The organism is Galbibacter sp. L-19, assembly GCF_056857615.1.
This window is the reverse complement of the sequence record NZ_JBSXNL010000041.1, coordinates 28833-50201: the sequence shown is the minus strand read 5'-3', so window position 1 is coordinate 50201 and position 21369 is coordinate 28833. Positions and strand designations below refer to the sequence as shown.

15 protein-coding genes are annotated in these 21369 nt (G+C 33.6%); 10 read left to right on the top strand and 5 right to left on the bottom strand.

All coding sequences use genetic code 11. The features are described 5' to 3' along the window. Window positions 1–4 precede the first annotated feature (4 nt). Window positions 5–712, top strand: a complete 708-nt coding sequence (locus AC13CQ_RS04875; protein ID WP_335587445.1) for a DUF3307 domain-containing protein — start codon at window positions 5–7, stop codon at window positions 710–712. A gap of 266 nt (window positions 713–978) precedes the next feature. Here AC13CQ_RS04875 and AC13CQ_RS04870 read toward each other — a convergent pair whose 3' ends face one another. Beyond that, a complete protein-coding gene (locus tag AC13CQ_RS04870; protein ID WP_008613892.1) occupies window positions 979–1365 on the bottom strand; it encodes an acyl-CoA thioesterase in 387 nt (128 codons plus the stop codon). Between the two features lie 27 nt (window positions 1366–1392). After that, window positions 1393–1875 (bottom strand): Dps family protein, encoded by a 483-nt coding sequence (locus tag AC13CQ_RS04865; RefSeq protein ID WP_008613891.1) that lies wholly within the window; start codon window positions 1873–1875, stop codon window positions 1393–1395. 320 nt (window positions 1876–2195) lie between these two features. On the opposite strand from AC13CQ_RS04865, the gene AC13CQ_RS04860 reads away from it, so the two are divergent. The 5 genes from AC13CQ_RS04860 (at window position 2196) to AC13CQ_RS04840 (ending at window position 12491) form a co-directional block, all read left to right on the top strand. Further along, a complete protein-coding gene (locus AC13CQ_RS04860; RefSeq protein ID WP_482882724.1) occupies window positions 2196–5456 on the top strand; it encodes a S41 family peptidase in 3261 nt (1086 codons plus the stop codon). Between the two features lie 342 nt (window positions 5457–5798). Then, on the top strand, window positions 5799–6878 hold the full coding sequence (locus AC13CQ_RS04855; protein WP_337900018.1) for an efflux RND transporter periplasmic adaptor subunit: 1080 nt from the start codon (window positions 5799–5801) through the stop codon (window positions 6876–6878). Further along, a complete protein-coding gene (locus tag AC13CQ_RS04850) occupies window positions 6875–9955 on the top strand; it encodes an efflux RND transporter permease subunit (protein WP_337900019.1) in 3081 nt (1026 codons plus the stop codon). Before AC13CQ_RS04855 ends, AC13CQ_RS04850 begins: the two co-directional genes overlap by 4 nt. 2 nt (window positions 9956–9957) lie before the next feature. Next, window positions 9958–11262, top strand: a complete 1305-nt coding sequence (locus AC13CQ_RS04845; protein ID WP_337900020.1) for a TolC family protein — start codon at window positions 9958–9960, stop codon at window positions 11260–11262. 125 nt (window positions 11263–11387) lie between these two features. Continuing rightward, window positions 11388–12491: a formylglycine-generating enzyme family protein gene (locus tag AC13CQ_RS04840; RefSeq protein ID WP_335587449.1), complete on the top strand. Its 1104-nt coding sequence runs from the start codon at window positions 11388–11390 to the stop codon at window positions 12489–12491. A 4-nt stretch (window positions 12492–12495) separates the two neighbouring features. Here AC13CQ_RS04840 and AC13CQ_RS04835 read toward each other — a convergent pair whose 3' ends face one another. Next, the gene (locus tag AC13CQ_RS04835) at window positions 12496–12975 is read right to left on the bottom strand and encodes an OsmC family protein (protein WP_474506677.1); all 480 of its coding nucleotides are present in this window, start codon (window positions 12973–12975) and stop codon (window positions 12496–12498) included. A 296-nt stretch (window positions 12976–13271) separates the two neighbouring features. On the opposite strand from AC13CQ_RS04835, the gene AC13CQ_RS04830 reads away from it, so the two are divergent. Genes AC13CQ_RS04830 through pgl form a run of 4 tightly spaced genes read left to right on the top strand, consistent with a single transcriptional unit; the run spans window position 13272 to window position 17423 of the window. Continuing rightward, complete coding sequence (locus tag AC13CQ_RS04830; RefSeq protein ID WP_008613883.1) at window positions 13272–13736, top strand: RpiB/LacA/LacB family sugar-phosphate isomerase; 465 nt, start codon at window positions 13272–13274, stop codon at window positions 13734–13736. 12 nt (window positions 13737–13748) lie between these two features. Continuing rightward, window positions 13749–15161: an NADP-dependent phosphogluconate dehydrogenase gene (gndA, locus tag AC13CQ_RS04825; protein ID WP_008613881.1), complete on the top strand. Its 1413-nt coding sequence runs from the start codon at window positions 13749–13751 to the stop codon at window positions 15159–15161. 22 nt (window positions 15162–15183) lie between these two features. Next, window positions 15184–16698: a glucose-6-phosphate dehydrogenase gene (gene zwf / locus AC13CQ_RS04820; protein ID WP_008613879.1), complete on the top strand. Its 1515-nt coding sequence runs from the start codon at window positions 15184–15186 to the stop codon at window positions 16696–16698. Continuing rightward, a complete protein-coding gene (pgl, locus tag AC13CQ_RS04815) occupies window positions 16698–17423 on the top strand; it encodes a 6-phosphogluconolactonase (RefSeq protein WP_337900022.1) in 726 nt (241 codons plus the stop codon). Before zwf ends, pgl begins: the two co-directional genes overlap by 1 nt. A 226-nt stretch (window positions 17424–17649) precedes the next feature. Here pgl and AC13CQ_RS04810 read toward each other — a convergent pair whose 3' ends face one another. Further along, window positions 17650–19149 carry an alpha-L-fucosidase gene (locus AC13CQ_RS04810; RefSeq protein WP_456867425.1) on the bottom strand — a complete coding sequence of 500 codons (1500 nt, stop codon included), beginning with the start codon at window positions 19147–19149 and terminating at the stop codon, window positions 17650–17652. A gap of 41 nt (window positions 19150–19190) precedes the next feature. Continuing rightward, window positions 19191–21368 (bottom strand): glycoside hydrolase family 3 C-terminal domain-containing protein, encoded by a 2178-nt coding sequence (locus tag AC13CQ_RS04805; protein WP_456867426.1) that lies wholly within the window; start codon window positions 21366–21368, stop codon window positions 19191–19193. Between the last annotated feature and the right edge of the window lies 1 nt (window position 21369).

Genomic DNA, 21369 nt, shown 5'->3' with positions numbered 1-21369 from the left:
AAAAATGGAGTTATTTTTAAAACTATTCTTAGCGCATCTATTAGGAGACTTTACATTTCAATCAAAAAAATGGGTCGTAGAAAAAGAAGAAAAGAAACTAACTTCAGGAAAACTTTATTTACATATACTCCTCCATACGCTACTAGCTTTTTTATTTATTTGGGATCTAAGTTTATGGTATATCCCTTTAATTATAGGGGTTTCACACTTTTTTATTGATGCTGGAAAGCTTTTATTTCAAACCGAAAAATCTAAAAGACTTTTATTTTTTATTGATCAAATTTTACACATATTAGTAATTTTCATTATCAGTAAATTACAAGGATCCTTAAATTTCAACTTAGATATTTTAAGCAGCACACAAACATTACTTGTTATTACGGCTATAATATTTCTAACACAGCCTACTTCAATTTTAATAAAAACATTAATCTCAATTTACACTCCTAAAACAGAAATGGATAAAGGAGATTCCTTAGAAAATGCAGGAAAATATATTGGGATGCTAGAGCGTTTACTTGTTTTTACTTTTATTGCTACAAACCATTGGGAAGGAGTAGGTTTTTTAATTGCAGCCAAATCGATTTTTAGATTTAGCGATCTCACAGAGGCTAAAGATCGAAAACTTACCGAGTATATATTAATTGGAACCCTACTTAGTTTTGGAATAGCCATTGTTATTTCTCTATTGTTTATTTTTCTACTGAAGTAAACTCTTTTAACCAGTAACTAGTGTAGGAATATTCAAACCTCTATTAACGAGGCGTATTCAGAAAATTACTGTATTTTCAAGATTATTCCATACAATCTACTATTCAAGAAAAAATATGGAAAAAACTAACAGTAATATCTGTGGATACAATAATATTAATTTAGCGCTCACGTTTAAACGAAAAAACAGTACGTATTTGCCTTATCTATCATACCAAATAAAAAAAGCGCTCCATTTCTTGAGCGCTTTTATGCATGATTTTATAATTACTTTAATCGGTCTTTAACATATTCTATTTCCGTTTTATAATGTGGCAGTGGTTTTCCATCTTCATCCAGATTTACCATAATAATTTTATCAATTGTAATTATGGTTTGCCTAGTCATTTTATTACGAACCTCACAACTCAATGTTAAGGATGTTTTTCCAAATTTTTTAACCTCTATACCTATTTCAATAATATCTCCTTTTCTAGCGGAAGAGATAAAATTTATTTCAGACATATATTTAGTTACCACATAGTTATTCTCAAGCTGAATAATACTATATAGTGCAGCTTCTTCATCTATCCATGCTAATAATTTCCCTCCAAAAAGGGTTTCATTAGCATTTAAATCTTCTGGTTTTACCCATTTTCTAGTATGAAACCTCATTGTTATTTTTTCTAAAAATATTAATAATTATTTTGCTACTACTGCAGAAAACATCCAAACCAATTTTTCTTGCTCAGTAATATAATCACTCATTAAAGATACAGTTCCTTCATCATTTATTTCGGAAGCAACTGCTAAAATTTCTCGTTCTATAATAAGTAGCTGCCTCAATCCGTCTAAAACAGTATTAACAGCCGCAACACTATCAAAAACATTTTCAACTTCTTCTATTTTTGAAATTTTAGTATAGACTTTATAAGAATGTAATGGTGTTACCCCTAAAGTTAAAATACGTTCCGCAACTTCATCTATATTTTCTAAAGAACCATTATACAACTCCTCAAACTTTTCATGTAATACAAAAAAATCTTTCCCTTTAATATTCCAATGCAAACCTCTCACGTTCATATAAAATATTTGATAGTTTGCTAAAAGCTCATTTAACTTTTCTGCTGTATTTTTAGACCCTTCATGGGTTAATCCTATTTTATTTAACTCTTGTAAATTCATTTTATATCTGTTTATTTTTCTGTATGCAAGATACTTGATAAGCTGTAAATAGAAAAATACTATCGATATGTTATTTTTATATAATAATAATTTATAGTTATTATGAATTCTATAAAAAAGTATGTTATACTAAGTAACTAGCTCAGGGCAAGCCCACAAGGTATTCAAGGAAGTAAATTTAACTCTTTCAACGCAGAGCCCTTCTACTTCTATGGGGCATTAAATCATAAAAACTATACCATGAAGCGAAACTATACTTTTTCAATTAAATAAAATTATTACCTTACTTTCATTATTTTTCTCACTTTAAACTAATTTAAATGAATCCACATTTACCCTCAAAAAAAGCATTAAGTAAGTATGTTTTTCTCACAAGTATTTTATGGTTAGTATTTTTTTCAATTAAAGTTCAAGCCCAAGGGTTTGAAGGTTATTATAGATACCCAAACATACATAACAATACTATTATTTTTACTGCGGAAGGAGATTTATGGAAAGTTTCTATCCAAGGAGGATTGGCTCAAAAAATTACTTCACATTTGGAGGAAGAAATAGCTCCTGCAATTTCTCCAGACGGAAAGTTAGTTGCATATTCTGCTAGTTATGAAGGCCCAACAGAAGTTTATACAATTCCTATAGATGGTGGAATTCCTACACGATGGACTTACGAAAGTGATTTTTCTTTAGTAAATGGATGGACTCCTAATCAAGAGTTAGTTTATGACACCAGAGCCTACTCTACCTTACCTAACAGACAACTAGTTGCTATTAACTTAACTTCAAAAGAGAAAAAAGTTATCCAATTAAGTCAGGCAAGTGAAGCTTCTTTTAGTGATGACGGAAAAACCGTTTTTTTTGTTACTCCAGCCTATCATGGTAATGTTACCAAAAGATACAAAGGTGGAACAGCAAGACAGGTTTGGAAGTATACAGAAGGAGCACCAGAAGCCATCAAACTAACTACAGATTATCTAGGAGAAAGTCATCATCCTATGTTTTTTAATAATCGAGTTTACCATATTACAGATCGAGATGGAACAATGAATATTTGGTCTGTAAACCTTAATGGAAAAGACCTACAACAGCATACTTTTCATAAAGATTTTGACATTAGGTATGCAAAACAAAACCAAGGAAATATTGTTTATCAAAGAGGAGCAGATATATGGGTATACAATATTAAAGAAAACACCGATAAAAAAATCAATATAAAAATTGTATCAGATTTAGAGCAACTTCAAGAAAAATGGGAGGAAAATCCTAAAAAATATATTACAGCTGTAGAACCAGATTATTCTGGAGAAAAAATTGTGGTAACTTCCAGAGGAAGGATTTTTGTTTTTCCTACTAAAAGCGGAAGAACTATAGATTTTACTAATAAAAGTAATGTTAGATATAGAGATGCTTTTTTTTCTACTGATGGTAAAAATATATATGCTTTATCTGATGAATCTGAAGAATTTGAATTTGTTTCATTACCCGCAAATGGCATTGGAGAAGCAAAACAAATTACAAAAAACGGAAGCGTTTTACGCTATGCCGGTATTCCTTCTCCCGATGGTAAATTTATAGCCTACGATGATTTAGAAAACAGACTTTTTATTTTAAATATCTCTTCTGGAGAAAGTGTTGAAATTCCTACTAAACATGAAGGAATTGGCTCTTTCTCATGGTCGCCAGACAGTAAGTATTTGGCATACGTGCAAACAGCTTATAACACCATGAATCAACTATACATTTATAATATAAGCTCAAAAGATAACTTTCCAATTACTACTGATAGAGCTAATGATAAAAACCCACAATGGAGTGATGACGGAAAATACATCTATTTCCTTTCCGATAGAAGCTTTACTTCCTTAGTTGGTTCTCCATGGGGCACCAGACAACCAGAGCCGTATTTTGATGCGAGCGAAAAAATATATTGTATTCCTTTACAAAAAGATACTAAAACTGCTTTTTCCGAAGAGAATGAGTTAACTGTTGATTCAGAGAAAAAGGAAGAGAAAGAGAAAGAAACTAAAGTGAGCGTTAAAATAGATGCTCAAAATATTATAAATAGAGTCTATGAGCTTCCTATAAAACCTGGGAATTATAGCAATTTAGCGGTTACAAAAAATGCTTTATATTTTACTGTAAGAGAAACTGGTGTAGACGCCAAAACTCATTTGGCTTCAGTAAAAATAAGCAACGAAACTCAGAAAGTAGACGTTATTGTAAATGATATTCAGAACTTTAAGTTATCTGGAGATAAGTCTAAAATCTTACTAAAAAAAAGCAACAAATACTATATGTTTGAAGCTGCTCCAAAAAAAGTAAGTGATTTAAGCGAGAATGAAATAGACCTAAGTAATTGGAAATTTCCTATCTCCCCAAAAGAAGACTGGAAACAAATTTTTACAGATGCTTGGAGAATGGAAAGAGACTATTTCTATGATCAAAATATGCATGGTGTAAATTGGGACGCTATGCATAAAAAGTACGCTCCACTACTGGAAAGAATTACTACTAGAGAAGAACTTTCAGACTTAATTGGAAGGTATGTTGGAGAGCTTTCTGCTTTACATACAAGCGTTCGAGGAGGCGATTTAAGAGAGGATAAAGAAGATGTTTCGGTGGCTAGCTTAGGTGCTATTTTTAGTAGAGATCCAAAAAATAACGGATATAGAATTGAACATATTTACAAAGCAGATCCAGATTATCCTGATGAAAAATCTCCTTTAGACGATCCTTATTTAAATATTAATACTGGAGATATTATAACTGCAGTTAATGGGAATGCGGCATTGGAGGTTTTAGATATTGGAGCTTTGATTCGCAATAAGCAAGAAAAGCAAGTTAGACTTACTGTTAAAAGTAAATCTGGAACTAAAGATATAATTGTAAAACCAATTAAAAACGAATACAGTTTACGTTACAGAGATTGGGAATATTCTAGAAGATTAGAAGTTGAAAATAAAACAGATAGCAAGGTTGGATATGTGCATTTGCAGGCTATGACTGCGCCAGATCTTAACCAATGGTACAGAGAATTCTATCCTGTTTTTGACCGACAAGGACTCATTATTGATGTTAGAAATAATAGAGGTGGAAATATAGAAAGTTTTATTTTAGAAAAACTACTCCGCAAAGCATGGATGTATTGGAAACAAAGATCTGGAAAACCCTATTGGAATATGCAATACGCATTTAGAGGTCATATTGTAATTTTGGTTAATGAAAATACTGCTTCAGACGGAGAAGCTTTTGCAGAAGGTTTTAGAAAATTAAATCTCGGAAAAGCTATTGGAACCAGAACATGGGGAGGAGAAATATGGCTTAGCGGCGTCAATCAACTATCGGATAACGGAATTGCAAGAGCTCCAATGATGGGAGTATATAATGATGAAGGTGAATGGGTTATAGAAGGACATGGTTTCGAGCCAGATATTGAAGTTAACAATTTACCACATGCTACTTTTAACGGTAAGGATGCGCAATTAGAGGCTGCTATTAATCATTTAATGGAATTAATTAAAAAAGATCCACGTTTAGTTCCAGATCCGCCCGCATATCCAGATAAGTCGTTTAATAATAAGTAATTATAATCAATACTACATCATTAAGAGGTCTAAAAAGTAATTAAACTCTAAATGTCATCCTGAGCTTGTCGAAGGATTATTTAGAGTTTAATTATTTTTTAGACAGCCTCTTATTATTCTTAATCCATTTCGACGTGGAACCCTTCAAGATATTCAGGACAGGCTCTGGTGAATAAAACCCTCAATGAGAGATTCAAAAAGTTAAAATTAAAACTTTAACAAACTTTAACTTGTCAAATTGACAAAATACTATTCTTTTTGAAGATTCTATAAGTTCTTAGCAATCCCTATAACTAAAATTTATAACAAACCTATTTAAATACCTGCTAATTAGTACTCCTTATGAAAATTAAACATATTATCTACCTCCTATTACTTATTGGTATTGGCGGACTTATTGCCTATCGAATAAATAAAAACAATAATGAAAATGGTAGCAATTCCAAAGCTAAAAACAGCGCCCCTGTTACCGTAAAAGGAATGATTTTAAAACCGCAAGAATTCAAAGATAATTTATCGCTTTCGGGCTCTTTAGAGGCAAATGAGCAAGTAGATATCCGAAGTGAGGTTACTGGGGTTGTTCAAAGTATTAACTTTGATGAAGGAAGTAAAGTTAACGAAGGACAAATATTAATTAAGGTTAATGATATTGAATTACGTGCACAATTATCTAAAGTAGAAACCGCACAAAAATTAGCTTCAGAAAATGAAAGGAGAGCCAAACTTCTCCTAGAAAAACAAGCCATAAGTCAGGAAGAATATGATGTAGCTAGTGCCGATTTTCAATCTGCCAAAGCCGAATCTGATTTGATAGCCGCGCAACTTTCTAAAACTTCTATCCGAGCTCCTTTTTCTGGAACTATTGGATTACGCTCTATTTCTAAAGGAAGTTATGTTACCCCAACAACAATGATTGCTAAACTAGTAAACACTACTAAATTAAAACTTACATTTTCTATTCCTGAAAAATATGCTTCTAGAATGAGACTAAATGGAGCATTTACATTTACAACTACCAGTTCTAATAAAGAATATACTGCAGAAATTTACGCCATAGAACCAGAAGTTGACACTGCTACCAGAACTTTAAAAATACGAGCCATAACAGATAATTCTGAAGGAAATTTGTACCCTGGAATGTACGTAAATGTACTTTTACCTTTAGAAACCGTTCCAGATGCATTAATGGTTCCCACCGAAGCATTAATCCCTATTCAGAATGGTAAAAAAATATTTGTGGCTCATAATGGTAAAGCGCAAGAGATAGAAGTTAAAACGGGATCACGAACTGCTAATTCAATCAGAATAATTTCTGGACTTAAGTCTGGAGATACCATTTTAACATATGGAGTAATGGCCATTAATAACGGCACTCCAATTAAAGTTGATTTAACCCAAGACGCTAGTTCAGAAACCCCATGAATCTTTCTACCTTAAGCATAAAACGGCCTGTTCTTACCATTGTAATGAACATTACCATTATTCTATTTGGAATAATTGGTTATACTTTTTTAGGGATTCGAGAGTTCCCTTCTATTGATCCTGCACAAGTATCTGTTAGAACCAATTATGCTGGTGCAAATGCAGATATTATTGAATCTCAGATTACAGAACCACTAGAAAAATCTATCAACTCAATTGATGGTATTAGAAATATTACCTCTTCGAGTATTCAAGGTTCTAGTAGAATAAATATTGAATTCAATTTAGATAAAAACTTAGAAGAAGCAGCTAATGATGTGCGCGATAAAGTATCGCAAGCAGTACGTAGTCTCCCAGACGATATAGATGCGCCACCAGTAGTTTCAAAAGCGGATGCAGATGCGCAACGGATTTTATCAATGACCGTACAGAGCGATACTAAAAACATCCTTGAACTTTCTGATTATGCAGAAAATGTTATTGCACAACGTATAGAAACCATTCAGGGAGTAAGTAGTGTACAAATTTGGGGACAAAGAAAGTACGCCATGCGCCTATGGATAGACCCTATAAAACTTGCATCTTATGGTGCTACAGTTGGAGATGTACGTACCGCACTTTTAGCGCAAAATGTAGAACTTCCGTCAGGAAAATTAACTGGTAACAATACAGAACTAACAGTAAAAACTATTGGAAATCTTTCTACTGAAGAAGGATTTGACAATATTATTATTTTAGCTGATGGTGAAAAAGTAGTTCGTTTTAGCGATGTAGGAAAAGCCACTTTAGAAGGTGAAAATATGGAGACCAAAATGAGCGATTCTGGTCAGCCTATGGTTGCTGTAGCTGTAATTCCACAGCCAGGTACAAATTATCTTGATATAGCGGATGCTTTTTATAAAGAATACGAACAGCTTAAAAAAGATCTTCCTGAAGGTTTTAAATTGAATGTAGTAATTGACGACACTGTTTTCGTGAAAAAAGCGGTTACTGAAGTTGCTGAAACTCTATTAATTTCTATCATTCTTGTTGTTTTAGTAATTTTCTTATTCTTCAGAAATTGGTCAATGGCGCTTCGTCCATTAATAGATATTCCTGTTTCTTTAATTGCTACATTTTTTATAATGTGGGCATTAGGATATTCCATAAATGTACTCACCCTTTTAGCTATTGTTTTAGCAACTGGATTGGTGGTAGATGACGGAATTGTAGTTACCGAAAACATTTATAAAAAGGTAGAAGAAGGTATGAGTCCTATAGAAGCTGCTATAAAAGGTTCTAATGAAATTTTCTTTGCTGTAATTTCTATCTCTGTAACCTTAGCTGCTGTTTTTCTTCCTGTTATTTTCCTTGAAGGCTTTGTTGGTCGCTTATTTAGAGAGTTTGGGGTTGTACTTGCTGCAGCTGTTTTAGTATCGGCATTTGTATCGTTAACTCTTACCCCGATGCTGAATGCGTATTTAATGAAAGGTGGAAAACAAAAACATACTAAATTCTACAATCTTACCGAGCCTTATTTTATTCAGATGAATAAAAGCTATGCCAGTTCTTTAAGTAGTTTTATGAAACGTAAATGGTTGAGTTTTCCGATCTTATTAGTCTGCATTGGAATGATTGGCCTTTTTTACAACATCCTGCAAAAAGAAACAGCTCCTTATGAAGACCGTGGTTTTGTAAGTTTAAGTATTACAGCTCCAGAAGGTTCTTCTTATGAATATATGGATCAATATATGACCCATATTACTAAGCTTATAAACGATTCTGTTCCAGAAAAAAAAGTGAGTTTAATTCTTACCTCTCCTGGTTTTGGATCTTCTTCTGTAAATAGTGGAAGAGCGTTTATAGCTTTAAAAGATATTCATGAAAGAGAGCGCTCTCAACATGAAATTGCAGATAATCTTGGAGATTGGACCAAAAGTTATGTTGGAGCAAAAACAAATGTTTCCGAAAAACCTACCATTTCTGTTAACAGAAGAGGCGGTCCTCCTATTCAATATATTATTCAAGCACCAAATTTTGAAAAGTTAGAAGAAAAGATTCCTGAATTTATGAAGGAAGCCGAAAACAACCCTACTTTTTCATATACCGATGTTGACCTTAAATTTAATAAACCCGAAATTTATGTAACCATCAATAGAGAAAAAGCAGAAAGCTTAGGAGTTTCTGTTAGAGATGTTGCTCAAACATTACAACTCTCTCTTAGTGGACAACGCTTCGGATATTTTTTGATGAATGGAAAACAATATCAGGTAATAGGTCAATTTGATAAAAAAGATAGAAATGCACCTACAGATTTAACTTCAATCTTTGTTAAAAATAAAGACGGGCTTTTAATTCAGCTTGATAATTTAGTAACCACATCAGAGCATAGTAGTCCGCCACAATTATTCCATAACAATAGATATTTATCTGCTACAGTGTCTGCTAATTTAGCTCCCGGAATGAGTATTAGTGATGGGATTGACGCTATGAATTCTATTAAAGAAAAAGTATTGGATGAGTCGTTTACTACCGATTTGGGTGGAGAATCTAGAGATTTTGTTGAAAGTAGCTCCAATACTATGTATGCTTTTGGATTGGCTTTATTATTAATTTTCTTGATTTTGGCAGCCCAATTTGAGAGTTTTATAGACCCATTAATTATAATTCTTACAGTTCCAATGGCAGTTGCTGGAGCTATGTTCTCCTTATGGATTTTCGGTCAAACTTGGAATATTTTTAGCCAAATAGGAACTATTATGCTTATTGGATTAGTTACCAAAAACGGAATTCTAATTGTTGAATTTGCCAATCAATTAAGAGAAGAAGGGATTCCAAAAGGCGAGGCTATTATCCAAGCTGCAGAATCGAGACTACGCCCTATTTTAATGACAAGTCTTACAATTGCCTTAGGTGCATTGCCTATTGCTTTATCGCTTGGAGCTGCTTCTACTAGTAGAATTGGAATGGGAGTTGTTATTATTGGAGGAACTATGTTTTCCTTAGTTCTAACATTATTTATTATTCCTGCTATTTATTCCATGTGGTCCAGAAATAAAAAACATAGACCTGAATTTGATGCGCTAGAAAACCTATAAAAATGAACAAACAATTTTCCATATTATTACTTTTAGTTTTTATTGTATGCTACGGAAGGGCACAAGAAACTCTTTCCGCAGAAAATGCTATACAAATTGCGCTAGAAAACAATTACGAAATTAGACTTGCAAAAAACGATTTAGAAATTGATGAAATTAGTACTTCTCTAGGTTTTGCTGGAATGTTGCCTCAAGTATATGGTACCCTAAACGACAATAATAGCATTCAGAATTTATCGCAAGTACGTTCAGACGGAACTGAAAACTCATTAGAAGATGCAAAAAATAATAGCTTAAGCTATGGAGTTGCTATGGATTGGACTCTTTTTGATGGTTTTAAAATGTTTGCAAAGTATGACCAACTCAAAGAGAATAAAAAGCTTGGAGATGTTGAATTACAAAAATCAATCCTCACCAATGTTAGTAATGTTTTAATAACGTATTACGATCTTGTCCAGCAACAGCAACAGCTTTCTGCTTTGGATAGCACGCTAGTGATCTCTCAGCAACGTGTGGATCTTGCTCAAAATAGATTTACCATTGGAAAAGCTTCTAAACTAGAAGTTTTAAATGCAAAAGTAGATTTAAATACAGACCAAACATTAATGCTCCGTCAAAAAGAGCTTTATGCAAATACAAAAGTAGAACTAAATCAACTTCTAGCTCGTGATGAAAAAGCCGCATTTAAAGTAGTTGATGAAATTTTTGTTGATAATAGTTTGTTTCTCCCTAATCTTGAAACCACAGCAAAAGAAAACAATCCAGAGTTGATGGCTCAGGTTATAAATAAACGAATTGCAGAACTCGATTTAAAGCAGACTCGTGCGTTAAGGTACCCTACCCTAGTTGCAACTACTGGATATAATTTTAGCGATTCTGAATCTAGTTTAGGATTTACAACGAGTTCTTCTGCTCATGGATTAAATTATGGTTTTAGAGTGAATGTAAATGTATTTGATGGTTTCAATCAAAACAGAAGTGAAAAAATAGCTAAACTGAAAATAGATAACAGCAAACTTCTTATTGAACAACAAGAAAAAGCTTTATTATCTCAACTAAGCATAGCTTACCAAACCTATCAAACTAATTTAGACCTTATAGAATTAGAGCAAAATAATGAAGCCATTGCAAAAGAAAACTTGGAAATAACAATGCAGAAATATCGTATTGGAGCTATTCCTACTATAGAATTTAGAACAGCTCAGCTTAATTATATAAATGCACAATTACGATTTAGCAATGCTAATTTTCAAGCTAAACTATCAGAAATAGCTTTAAAAGCCCTATCTGGAAGTTTACCTTTATAGTTATTACAAACATAGTATCGTTAATAACTTGGGCGTAAAATAAATCTTACAACACTACTAAAAACATAAGTATTTTTAAAAAAGACTTTCGTAAGTTTGGTATAATTCAACTTAAAAAGTAAAAAATGAAGGTATTTCGTTTCCTTTCCATTCTTTATATTGGAATTTTAACTACACAATGTAAAGAAAATAAAACAGCAACTTCTGAAGTTCTTGAATCTAAAGAAACCGCTACTATTGCTATTGAAAAACCTAAGGATATTAAAACTCCAGAAGGCATGGTTTGGATTCCTGGAGGTAGTTATACCCAAGGTGCAAGAAGTGATGATAAGTTTGCTTTAAATCATGAAAAACCTGCGCATCCTGTGGAAGTAGATGGCTTTTTTATGGATGTTACCGAAGTTACAAATGATGAATATGCAAAGTTTGTAGCCGCTACCGGATACAAAACTGTAGCGGAAAGGGCAATTGAATGGGAAGAGATAAAAAAACAAGTTCCTCCTGGAACTCCTAAGCCTCACGATTCTATTCTCCAACCGGGTTCACTTATCTTCAAAAAAACAAAAACAAGTGTGCCTAATTTATACGATTTTTCTCAATGGTGGGAATGGAAAATTGGTGCCGATTGGAAGCATCCTAAAGGCCCTGATAGTTCTATTGAAGGAAAAGGAGATTACCCTGTAGTACATATAGCTTATGAAGATGCAATAGCCTATTGTGAATGGGCAGGAAGAAGACTTCCTACAGAATCGGAATGGGAATTAGCCGCTCATGGAGGGGTTAATAACTCAATGTATGCTTGGGGAGAAGATAAATCAAAATTAACCGCTCAAGCAAATACATGGAATGGAGAATTTCCTACAACTAACAGCAAAGCTGACGGTTATGAAAACAAAGCACCCGTAAAATCTTTTCCTCCAAACGCATATGGACTTTATGAAATGTCTGGAAATGTTTGGGAATGGACACAAGATTGGTTTAATGTAAACTATTACGGAGAAATGTTAGAACAAGGTCTTGTTGTAAATCCTCAAGGAGCAACTAAAGCCTACAACCCAAACAATCGTTATGTTCAGGAAAAAGTAATTAAAGGAGGATCTTTTTTATGTAGCGATACGTACTGTTCTAGTTACCGCATTTCTGCAAGAATGGCTACAGCCCTAGATTCTGGACAGGAGCACCTTGGTTTTAGAACTGTTGCTACTCCAGAAATGTTAAAAACAAAATAAGAAATTATTCTATTTCTTTAATTTTAATAATGGGCTTATGCTCAATAATGAAATTACAAGAATTAGCTATAAAACAATATTCATTTGCTTTATGATGTAGTTTTATAGCTTTTTCTTTTATAGAAATGTCGGAAACTGTAACAATAGGATTCAGAATTACCGTGGTAAATTTTCCACTACCATTTTTTTCTTCTTCCATAACTCCATAAGCAGTATCAGTATAATTCAACACTTCAATCCCAGAAGTGGCACAAAAATGTAAATACCAAAGCATATGGCAACTAGCTATAGACGATAGAAACAAATCTTCAGGATTATGCCGTTCCATATCTCCCCTAAAAGCAACATCCGAAGAGGCTAAAATAGTAGGTTTCCCTTCAATGGATACTATATGATTTCGGGAATAAGATTTATAATCTTTTGTACTCCCTCCCTGCGCTACAGGCCACAATATTGATGCTTTGTATTCGTGCTTCTTATTCATTATAAAAAATTAAAGCCATAAAATTAGCTAACCTTTTTATATAACACAACCAAGAAGTAAACTATCTCAGAGAAGCCACTAGGTATTCTCTCGAAAAACTTTTAACTCATTTTAACGCAGAGCTCTTGGACAAGCTCAAAACAAACTTCGGAGAATTAAACCCTCTGTGAAGGATTTAAATAAATCACTATTTGATTAAACTATCGTTATATAACTAAATAAAATTACGCTAATCATCTAGAAATACTTAATTTTATACTTTCTAACGTCTTTTTGAAATTCATAAATATTTTTAAGTGAAAATAGGAATAACAGCCGACCATGCAGGATTTGAGAAAAAAGAAGAATTAAAACAACTTTTAAAGGACAATAAGTATTCTTTTGAAGATTTCGGCGCTTTTTCTTACGATGCTACTGATGATTATTCTGATATTATTATTCCTTTAGCCAAAGCTATTTCAGAAGGAAAAATAGAAAGAGGAATTGCCATCTGTGGAAGTGGGGTTGGGGTTTCTATTGCTGCTAATAAATTTTCGGGGGTTCGTGCTACGTTAATTACCGAAAATTATTCTGCTCATCAAGGTGTTGAGCATGACAACATGAATCTTATGTGCCTTGGAGGGCGTGTAATTGGTTCTGCTTTAATTTGGGAGCTCACAGAAACTTTTTTAAATGCCACCTTCCATGAAGAAGAACGCTTTAAAAGAAGATTAAATAAGGTTTTAGAAATTGAAAAAAATAACTTTAAAGAAATAAATTAACAATAGTAGGTTATGGAAAATTTTGATTTTGGTATGGTTGGTCTTGGTGTTATGGGAAGAAATCTTTTGCTAAATATGGCAGATCATGGTTTCTCTGTTGCAGGTTTAGACCTAGATGCCGAAAAAGCAGCTTCCCTTGAAAATGAAGCCGACGAAAAACATACAATTAAAGGAACTACAGATACTAAAGAGTTTATTCAACTTATAAAAAAACCAAGAGCTATTATGCTTTTGGTTCCAGCAGGAAAACCTGTAGACAGCGTTATTAATTCAATTTTACCACATTTAGAAGAAGGTGATATTGTTGTTGACGGAGGGAATTCTTACTTTGAAGATACCAATAGACGTGTTAAAGAATTAAATGCAAAAGGTATTAATTACTTCGGAATGGGGATTTCTGGAGGTGAAAAAGGAGCTCGTTTTGGCCCTAGTATGATGCCTGGTGGAAATGAAAATGCATACGAAAGATTACGCCCTATTTTTGAGGCAGTAGCTGCAAAAGTAGATGGAGAGCCTTGTGTTACTTACCTCGGAAGTGGCTCGGCAGGAAACTATGTTAAAATGGTTCATAACGGTATTGAGTACGCTATTATGCAGCTTATCGCTGAAACTTATGATGTTTTAAAACGTGGATATAATTTTGAAGATAACGAGCTTCAACAGGTGTTTGAAACTTGGAATCAAGGAGCGCTACAATCGTACCTCATAGAAATTACAGCTGCAATTCTTAAAAAAGAAGACACTATTACTGGAAAACGTTTAGTTAGTCTTATTTCTGATACTGCAAAATCTAAAGGAACTGGAAAATGGACCTCACAAAATGCAATGGATATTCAAGCTCCAGTGCCATCTATAGATTTGGCTGTAACTATGCGAGATATATCTAAATATAAAGAAGAGCGTGTTAAAGCAGCTACTATGTATCCATGGAATGGAGACGCAAAAGATGTTAGCAATCAAAATCTAGTAGCGCTATTTAAAGATGCTTTCCATTTTGCTATGGTAACCATTTATGCACAAGGAATGGCACAATTAACTATTGCTTCCAAAGAGTTTAATTATGGCTTAAATTTAGAAGAAGTTGCTAAAATTTGGCGTGGTGGATGTATTATACGTGCTGCCGTTTTAGAAGATTTTAGAAAAGCATATAAAGCAGATAAAAACTTACCAAACTTATTGCTCGACAGTAGTCTTGCTTCTACTTTAAATACACAGCAAAAAGCAATAAGAGAAGTAGTAAAAATTGGAATCGACAAAGGAATCCCTATGTCTGTTTACAATACAACCCTTGCTTATTTTGATGCGTATAGAAGTGAAGTATTACCTACCAACCTTATACAGGCGCAAAGAGATTATTTTGGTGCACACACCTACGAACGAATAGATCAAGAAGGTATTTTCCACACAGAATGGGATGAAAAATAGCATTCTGTAAATTAATAAAAATATGAAAACGAATAAAAAGGTAACCCCTACAGTTATTGTAATATTTGGTGGTACTGGCGATCTTGCTAAAAGAAAACTTATTCCCGCATTTTACAATCTTTTTATAGAAAATTGGATGCCTGAAAATTTTGCGATTTACGGGTTAGGAAGAACAGAATTAAGCAACGATGAGTATAGAGATAATCTACATGAAGGACTCGCTGAATTTTCGAGAAGCGGTGCTCCAGAAGATAAACAATGGAATACATTTAAAGAATCGCTTCATTATTTCACTTCCAATATTAACGATGCTCAATCTTATACAGATTTACTTAAAGAAATCGAAGCATATGATGATACTTGGGGAGTAAGAGCTAACCGATTATTTTACTTGTCTGTTTCGCCTAGATTTATAGAAACTGCAACTCAAAATATTAGTGGTTCTGGTCTAGCCTGCGATAAAACAAAAGATAGAATTATTGTTGAAAAACCTTTTGGATACGATAAAGCATCGGCTGTAGAACTTAATCAAATGCTTACTAAAACATTTGATGAAGAACAGATTTTTAGAATTGACCATTACCTTGGTAAAGAAACTGTACAAAATATTCTTGCTTTCCGTTTTGCTAATACCTTATTCGAACCGCTTTGGAACAGAAACTATATCGATTCTGTACAAATTACAGTAGCCGAAGAAGTTGGTGTGGAAGATCGAGGCGGATATTATGAAGGTGCTGGAGCCTTGCGAGATATGATTCAAAATCATTTATTGCAAATACTTTGTATGGTGGCTATGGAGCCGCCTGCTTCTTTTGATGCAGAGGAAATCCGTAGTAGAAAGTACGATGCCTTAAAAGCCATCCGAAGAATAAAACCCGAAGAAGTACATCATTACGCAGTTCGTGGACAATATGGAGAGGGTTGGATAAAAGGCGAGAAAGCTCCAGGATATAGAAACGAAAATGGGGTAGACAAAAACTCCAATACCGAGACGTATGCTGCTATAAAGTTTTACCTAGATAACTGGAGATGGCAAAATGTTCCTTTCTACCTAAGAACAGGAAAACGCATGCAAGAAAAAACATCTTCTATTACCATTCAGTTTAAACCTGTTCCTCATGCGTCCTTTCCGGCAACGCAAGTAGATAGCATTAAACCTAATAGACTTACCATTAATATCCAACCACAAATGGATATTAGATTACGTTTTATGACTAAAAGAACTGGTTTAGAAATGAATTTGAATCCTTCGGAAATGATTTTTGACTACGACACAGGGTCAAATCAAACTCCAGAAGCCTACGAAACTTTACTCCTAGATGCTATGGTTGGAGATACCACTCTTTTTATGAGATCTGATCAAATTGAAGAAGCTTGGGATGTTATCTCTACTATTCAAGAAGCTTGGAAAAATAGAGATTCTCTAGATTTCCCTGATTATCCTGCAGGAAGCTGGGGACCAGAAACAGCCGAAGCATTAATTGCTCGAAATGGACATGTTTGGGCAGTAAATAAACATTCAAACGACAAAAAATAATGATTCAAGTTTTTGAAAATACAGATAATTTAAATACCCAATTAGCCGATTTATTTGTTGAAAAAGCTACAAACGCTATTAAAACAAAAGGTAAATTTACAGTTGCATTAACTGGAGGTTCTTCTCCTGCTGAACTTCATCGTTTACTTGCCTCTGATGCTTATAAAAACAAAATAAATTGGAATAAAGTATTTGTTTTTTGGGGCGATGAGCGCTGGGTTCCTTTAAATGATGAAAAAAGTAATGCTGGAGCGGCTATAAAAGATTTTTTAAACCATATTCCTATTCCTAAAGAAAACATCTTTCCTATGTGGAAAGAAGGCATTGAACCTCAAGTCTATGCTAAGGAATACGAAGCTATTTTAGAAGATCATTTAGAATTAGGAGATATTTTTGACCTTATTATACTTGGAATGGGAGACGACGGACATACAGCCTCTTTATTCCCTAATCAAGAAATTATTTTAAAAGAAAAAGAAAAGAAGGTTGCTGCTTATTTCTTAGCTCCTCAAGACATGTACCGAATTACACTTACAGCACCATTAATTAATAAAGCAAAACAAATTGTTTTTATTGTTTTTGGAGAGAAAAAATCTAATGCTCTTTATGAAGTTCTTCAAGGAGAACGAAATAGCAACTTATACCCTTCTCAGCTTATAAATGAAGACGACGGCAACGTAACTTGGATGGTAGATAAAGCAGCTGCGAGTAAGCTAAGCTTATAAAAAATTACACTATTATAAAAAACGTGGTTGTTTAAAAAAGCAATATGTAGTTATCAAACTAGGCTTTTCGCATAGTTTTCTATCTGATTTCTATGACAAATCTAACTGAGCTTGTCGAAGTTTCAAACAATGAACACTCAAAAATAATCCTTCGACAAGCTCAGAATGACATTTAGAGTTTAATTACTTTTTATACAACCACGTTTTATTTTTATTTCTGATAGAATTACTTCATTTCAATTTTAATTACAAATGCTCTATCATCAACTTTTTTATTAGGAGTTATAATGTGTAAACCGCTATCGTCCCAATTATAATCAATTTTGCTATCCGTTCCTAAAATACTTAGGCTTTGAATTTTTAGACTCCCTAATTCCTCTTTAGTAAAACTAGTTAAATCCACTTTTGCACTCTCTCCAGGCCATCCTAAAACAATAGCATACACCGTATTCCCTTTTTTAGTATAACGAATATCCTTAGCTGTATAGGTAAGTTTATCTAAAAACATCCCCGACTTCTCTTGCTTCGTAGGACCTTCTCCAAAAATCTCCCAAGTTCTAGTACCATAAATAGCCTCTCCATTTACTGCCAACCACGCTCCTATTTGTAATAAAACTTCTTGTTGATCTACTGGAATCTCGCCATCTGGTTTTGGAGAAACATTTAGCATCAAAGCACCATTTTTACTAACAATATCTGCTAATAAATCTATTATTTCGTTAGCCGATTTTAATCCTAAAGTATTTGTATAGCTCCAACTTCCTACAGAAACAGTTTCATCTGTTAACCAGAATTCTTCGGTCTTTTTATTCATTCTTCCCTTTTCAAAATCTTCAATACTAACAGATTTTGGAAGCTCTCCTTCTTTATGTGTAATTACAACTTGTTTGTTTTCTTTTACTGAATTATTAAAATAATAGGCTGTAAATTCTTTTTTATAAGTATCAGGAATTTTAGTCAGTTTACTATCAAAATAAATTAAATCTGGACTGTAACTATCTATCACTTCTTTAAGTTCTCCAAACCAGTTTTGATAGAATTTTTCAGGAGAAATATTTCCATACATAATGCTTATTTCTGAATCTTCAGAAGAAGTTGGCATTTCTGGATTGTAGGGGAAATATGAGGTGTCGTCTAACCATTTTGTAGAATCTTTCTGAAAAAGCTGAAGATTTCTAGCTTTATGAAAAGAAGTTACAAATTTCATATTTTGAGCTTTTATAGCCTTTGCTAGCTGACCGACAATATCTTTGTGAGGCCCCTTTTCAAAGGAATTCCATGGATTAATCCTACTCTTCCAATTTGACCAACCATCGTGATGCTCTGCTACAATTCCTCCAAATTTAGCACCAGCTTTTTTAAAGAGAGAAGCCCATTGTTCTGCATTAAATTTTTCAGCTTTAAACATAGGTACAAAATCGTGGTATCCAAATTCCTTAGGCTCTCCATACGTTTTTACATGGTACTTATATTCATTTGAACCCACAATATGCATATTCCTAGGATACCAATCATTTGCATAAGAAGGAACCGAAAGAACTCCCCAATGGGCATAAATTCCGAATTTTGCATCTTTAAACCACTCTGCAGTTTCCTCATATTTGGCTAAAGAATCCCAATTAGCTTCATAAACTGGTTCTTCTTTTAATGTGGCCGACTTCTTTTCCGAATTACAAGACATTAAAAGTACTGACACTATAAATAATGTAAATCCTATTTTCTTCATTTATATATTTTAAATTATTGTATCTCACAACTTGTATGCTCTTACTTAACAGCTACTTTTTCTGAAAGAAATATTTTATTTGAAGCACTCCCTATCTGAACTTCAATAGTATCTTTTTCTAAAATAAAATCTTGCTTTTCTTTATTCCAATACTTCATATCTTTCGGATTTAATAGCAAGCTCACAGTTTTAGTTTCTCCTGCTTTAATGTGAATTCGTTTAAAGCTTTTTAGTTCTTTAATGGGTCTCTCTACAGTCGAGTTTATGTGTTTAACATAAAGCTGAACAACCTCATCTCCATCCACTTCTCCTGCATTTGTAATATTTACCTTTACTGATACTTCCTCATTTTCTTTAATTTGCTTCGGAATTTCCATATCCTTATATTTAAAAGTAGTATAGCTTAATCCGTGTCCGAAAGCATATAAAGGTTTTCCTTTAAAATACATATAAGTACGACCATTACGGATGTTATAATCCATTAAAGGCGGTAAATCACTAATATCTTTAACCCAAGTTTGTGTAAGTCTCCCCGCAGGGTTGTATGCTCCAAAAAGCACATTTGCAATAGCTGTTCCTAATTCTTGACTATTTTGGGTTACATGGAAAATAGCAGGAATATTTTCTTGAGTCCAATTGATTGTATAAGGAAAACTGCTAATCAATCCTACAACCGTATTAGGATTAGCCTTGTAAACTAATTTTACTAAATCTTCATATTCCGAATTTAATGCCTGTCTATCTACAGCTTCTTTTCCATTACTTGGCACGGGACATTGCGCCCAACCAGCATTACAAGTAGGATGGTTTCCTATAAAAACAATGGCTACATCTGCATTTTTAGCTATTTCTACAGCTTTGCCATCAGCATTATTTTTTGCAAACAGTACTTCAACATTTTCCCCTACTTTATTTTTTATTCCTTGTAAAGGAGAAATTGTATATGGCGGAGTTCCACTATACCAGTCTAACAAAACAGCATCTGCATATTCTCCAATAATAGCAATCTTTTTTACTTTCTTTTTTTGAAGAGGCAGCAATTTCTTAGCTGGATCATTTTTAAGTAATACAATCGATTTCTCGGTTGCTTCTAAAGCTAGTTTTTTATGAGCCTCCAATTCCCATGGATCCATACTATCTGCTTCTGCACCAATTTTAGCATACGGATTGTTAGCAGAAGAATCAAGCATTCCTAGTTTTATCATGACCCGATAATTCCCTCTTAAAACTTCATCTAAATCGGCTTCCGTTAAATATCCGTTAGCTAAAGCTCCGTAAACCCCTTCTGTAAAATCGTCTAAAAACTGATTAATTCCTGCTTTTATAGTAGCTGCAGCCCCTAAATATTTATCTTTATAATACTTATGATCGGACAATAATAGTTTATATGCACCTCCATCTGTGCAAATAATTCCATTTTGTCCCCACTCATCTACAGTAATATCTTTTAGCATTGGATGCACCATTGCAGGAATCCCATTTACTTTATTATACGCTGCCATATATGCGCGAGATCCACCTTCTACTACTCCCATTTTAAAAGGCAAGGCATAATATTCTCTCCATAACCTTTCGTCAAAATCTGAGGAAGTATACGTCCGTCCATCCTCATTACTATTCGCCAAAAAGTGCTTCATCAAAGAAGCTGTTTGCCAATATGTTTTATCAGAACCTTGTAATCCTTTTACAAAAGCTACTGTCATTTTTCCATTAAAAAAGGCATCTTCTCCATAGCTTTCTTCGGTACGCCCCCAACGTGGATCGCGAGCCAAATCTGCATTAGGAGCTCTAATCACGAGTCCACCTCTCCCATATTTTTGTAAGGCATATCGGGCTTCATAACCTTCTATCTTTGCAATTTCTTTTAGTAATTCTGTATCCCAAGTTTCTCCTAAACCATATGCTTGTGGAAAGGTAGTTGTAGGCAAAGGTTCTTTTCCTTTTCCACCCCATCCTGCTGGGCCTCCTAGAGCTAAGCCATGTAATCCTTCAACATGCCCTGTCCCTTTTACCCCTAACCTAGGAACTTCTGGATTGGTGCTTAAAGCATTTACTTTTTCATCTATTGTCATTAAAGACAATAAGTTATCAACCCGTTTCTCTGTAGCTATTTTAGGGTTTTGAAACGGGTAGTCATAAGACTTTTGAGCTTGTAATAAAGATACTACAAGCCCAAAAGTTATATATAAAAAAATATTTTTGAAAGGTTTCTTTTCCATA

What these genes read in the sequence shown, in the direction of transcription:
- AC13CQ_RS04875 (WP_335587445.1), top strand. Translation starts at nt 5, where the DNA reads ATGGAGTTATTTTTAAAACTATTCTTAGCGCATCTATTAGGAGACTTT.
- AC13CQ_RS04870 (WP_008613892.1), bottom strand. Translation starts at nt 1,365, where the DNA reads ATGAGGTTTCATACTAGAAAATGGGTAAAACCAGAAGATTTAAATGCT.
- AC13CQ_RS04865 (WP_008613891.1), bottom strand. Translation starts at nt 1,875, where the DNA reads ATGAATTTACAAGAGTTAAATAAAATAGGATTAACCCATGAAGGGTCT.
- AC13CQ_RS04860 (WP_482882724.1), top strand. Translation starts at nt 2,196, where the DNA reads ATGAATCCACATTTACCCTCAAAAAAAGCATTAAGTAAGTATGTTTTT.
- AC13CQ_RS04855 (WP_337900018.1), top strand. Translation starts at nt 5,799, where the DNA reads ATGAAAATTAAACATATTATCTACCTCCTATTACTTATTGGTATTGGC.
- AC13CQ_RS04850 (WP_337900019.1), top strand. Translation starts at nt 6,875, where the DNA reads ATGAATCTTTCTACCTTAAGCATAAAACGGCCTGTTCTTACCATTGTA.
- AC13CQ_RS04845 (WP_337900020.1), top strand. Translation starts at nt 9,958, where the DNA reads ATGAACAAACAATTTTCCATATTATTACTTTTAGTTTTTATTGTATGC.
- AC13CQ_RS04840 (WP_335587449.1), top strand. Translation starts at nt 11,388, where the DNA reads ATGAAGGTATTTCGTTTCCTTTCCATTCTTTATATTGGAATTTTAACT.
- AC13CQ_RS04835 (WP_474506677.1), bottom strand. Translation starts at nt 12,975, where the DNA reads ATGAATAAGAAGCACGAATACAAAGCATCAATATTGTGGCCTGTAGCG.
- gndA (WP_008613881.1), top strand. Translation starts at nt 13,749, where the DNA reads ATGGAAAATTTTGATTTTGGTATGGTTGGTCTTGGTGTTATGGGAAGA.
- zwf (WP_008613879.1), top strand. Translation starts at nt 15,184, where the DNA reads ATGAAAACGAATAAAAAGGTAACCCCTACAGTTATTGTAATATTTGGT.
- pgl (WP_337900022.1), top strand. Translation starts at nt 16,698, where the DNA reads ATGATTCAAGTTTTTGAAAATACAGATAATTTAAATACCCAATTAGCC.
- AC13CQ_RS04810 (WP_456867425.1), bottom strand. Translation starts at nt 19,149, where the DNA reads ATGAAGAAAATAGGATTTACATTATTTATAGTGTCAGTACTTTTAATG.
- AC13CQ_RS04805 (WP_456867426.1), bottom strand. Translation starts at nt 21,368, where the DNA reads ATGGAAAAGAAACCTTTCAAAAATATTTTTTTATATATAACTTTTGGG.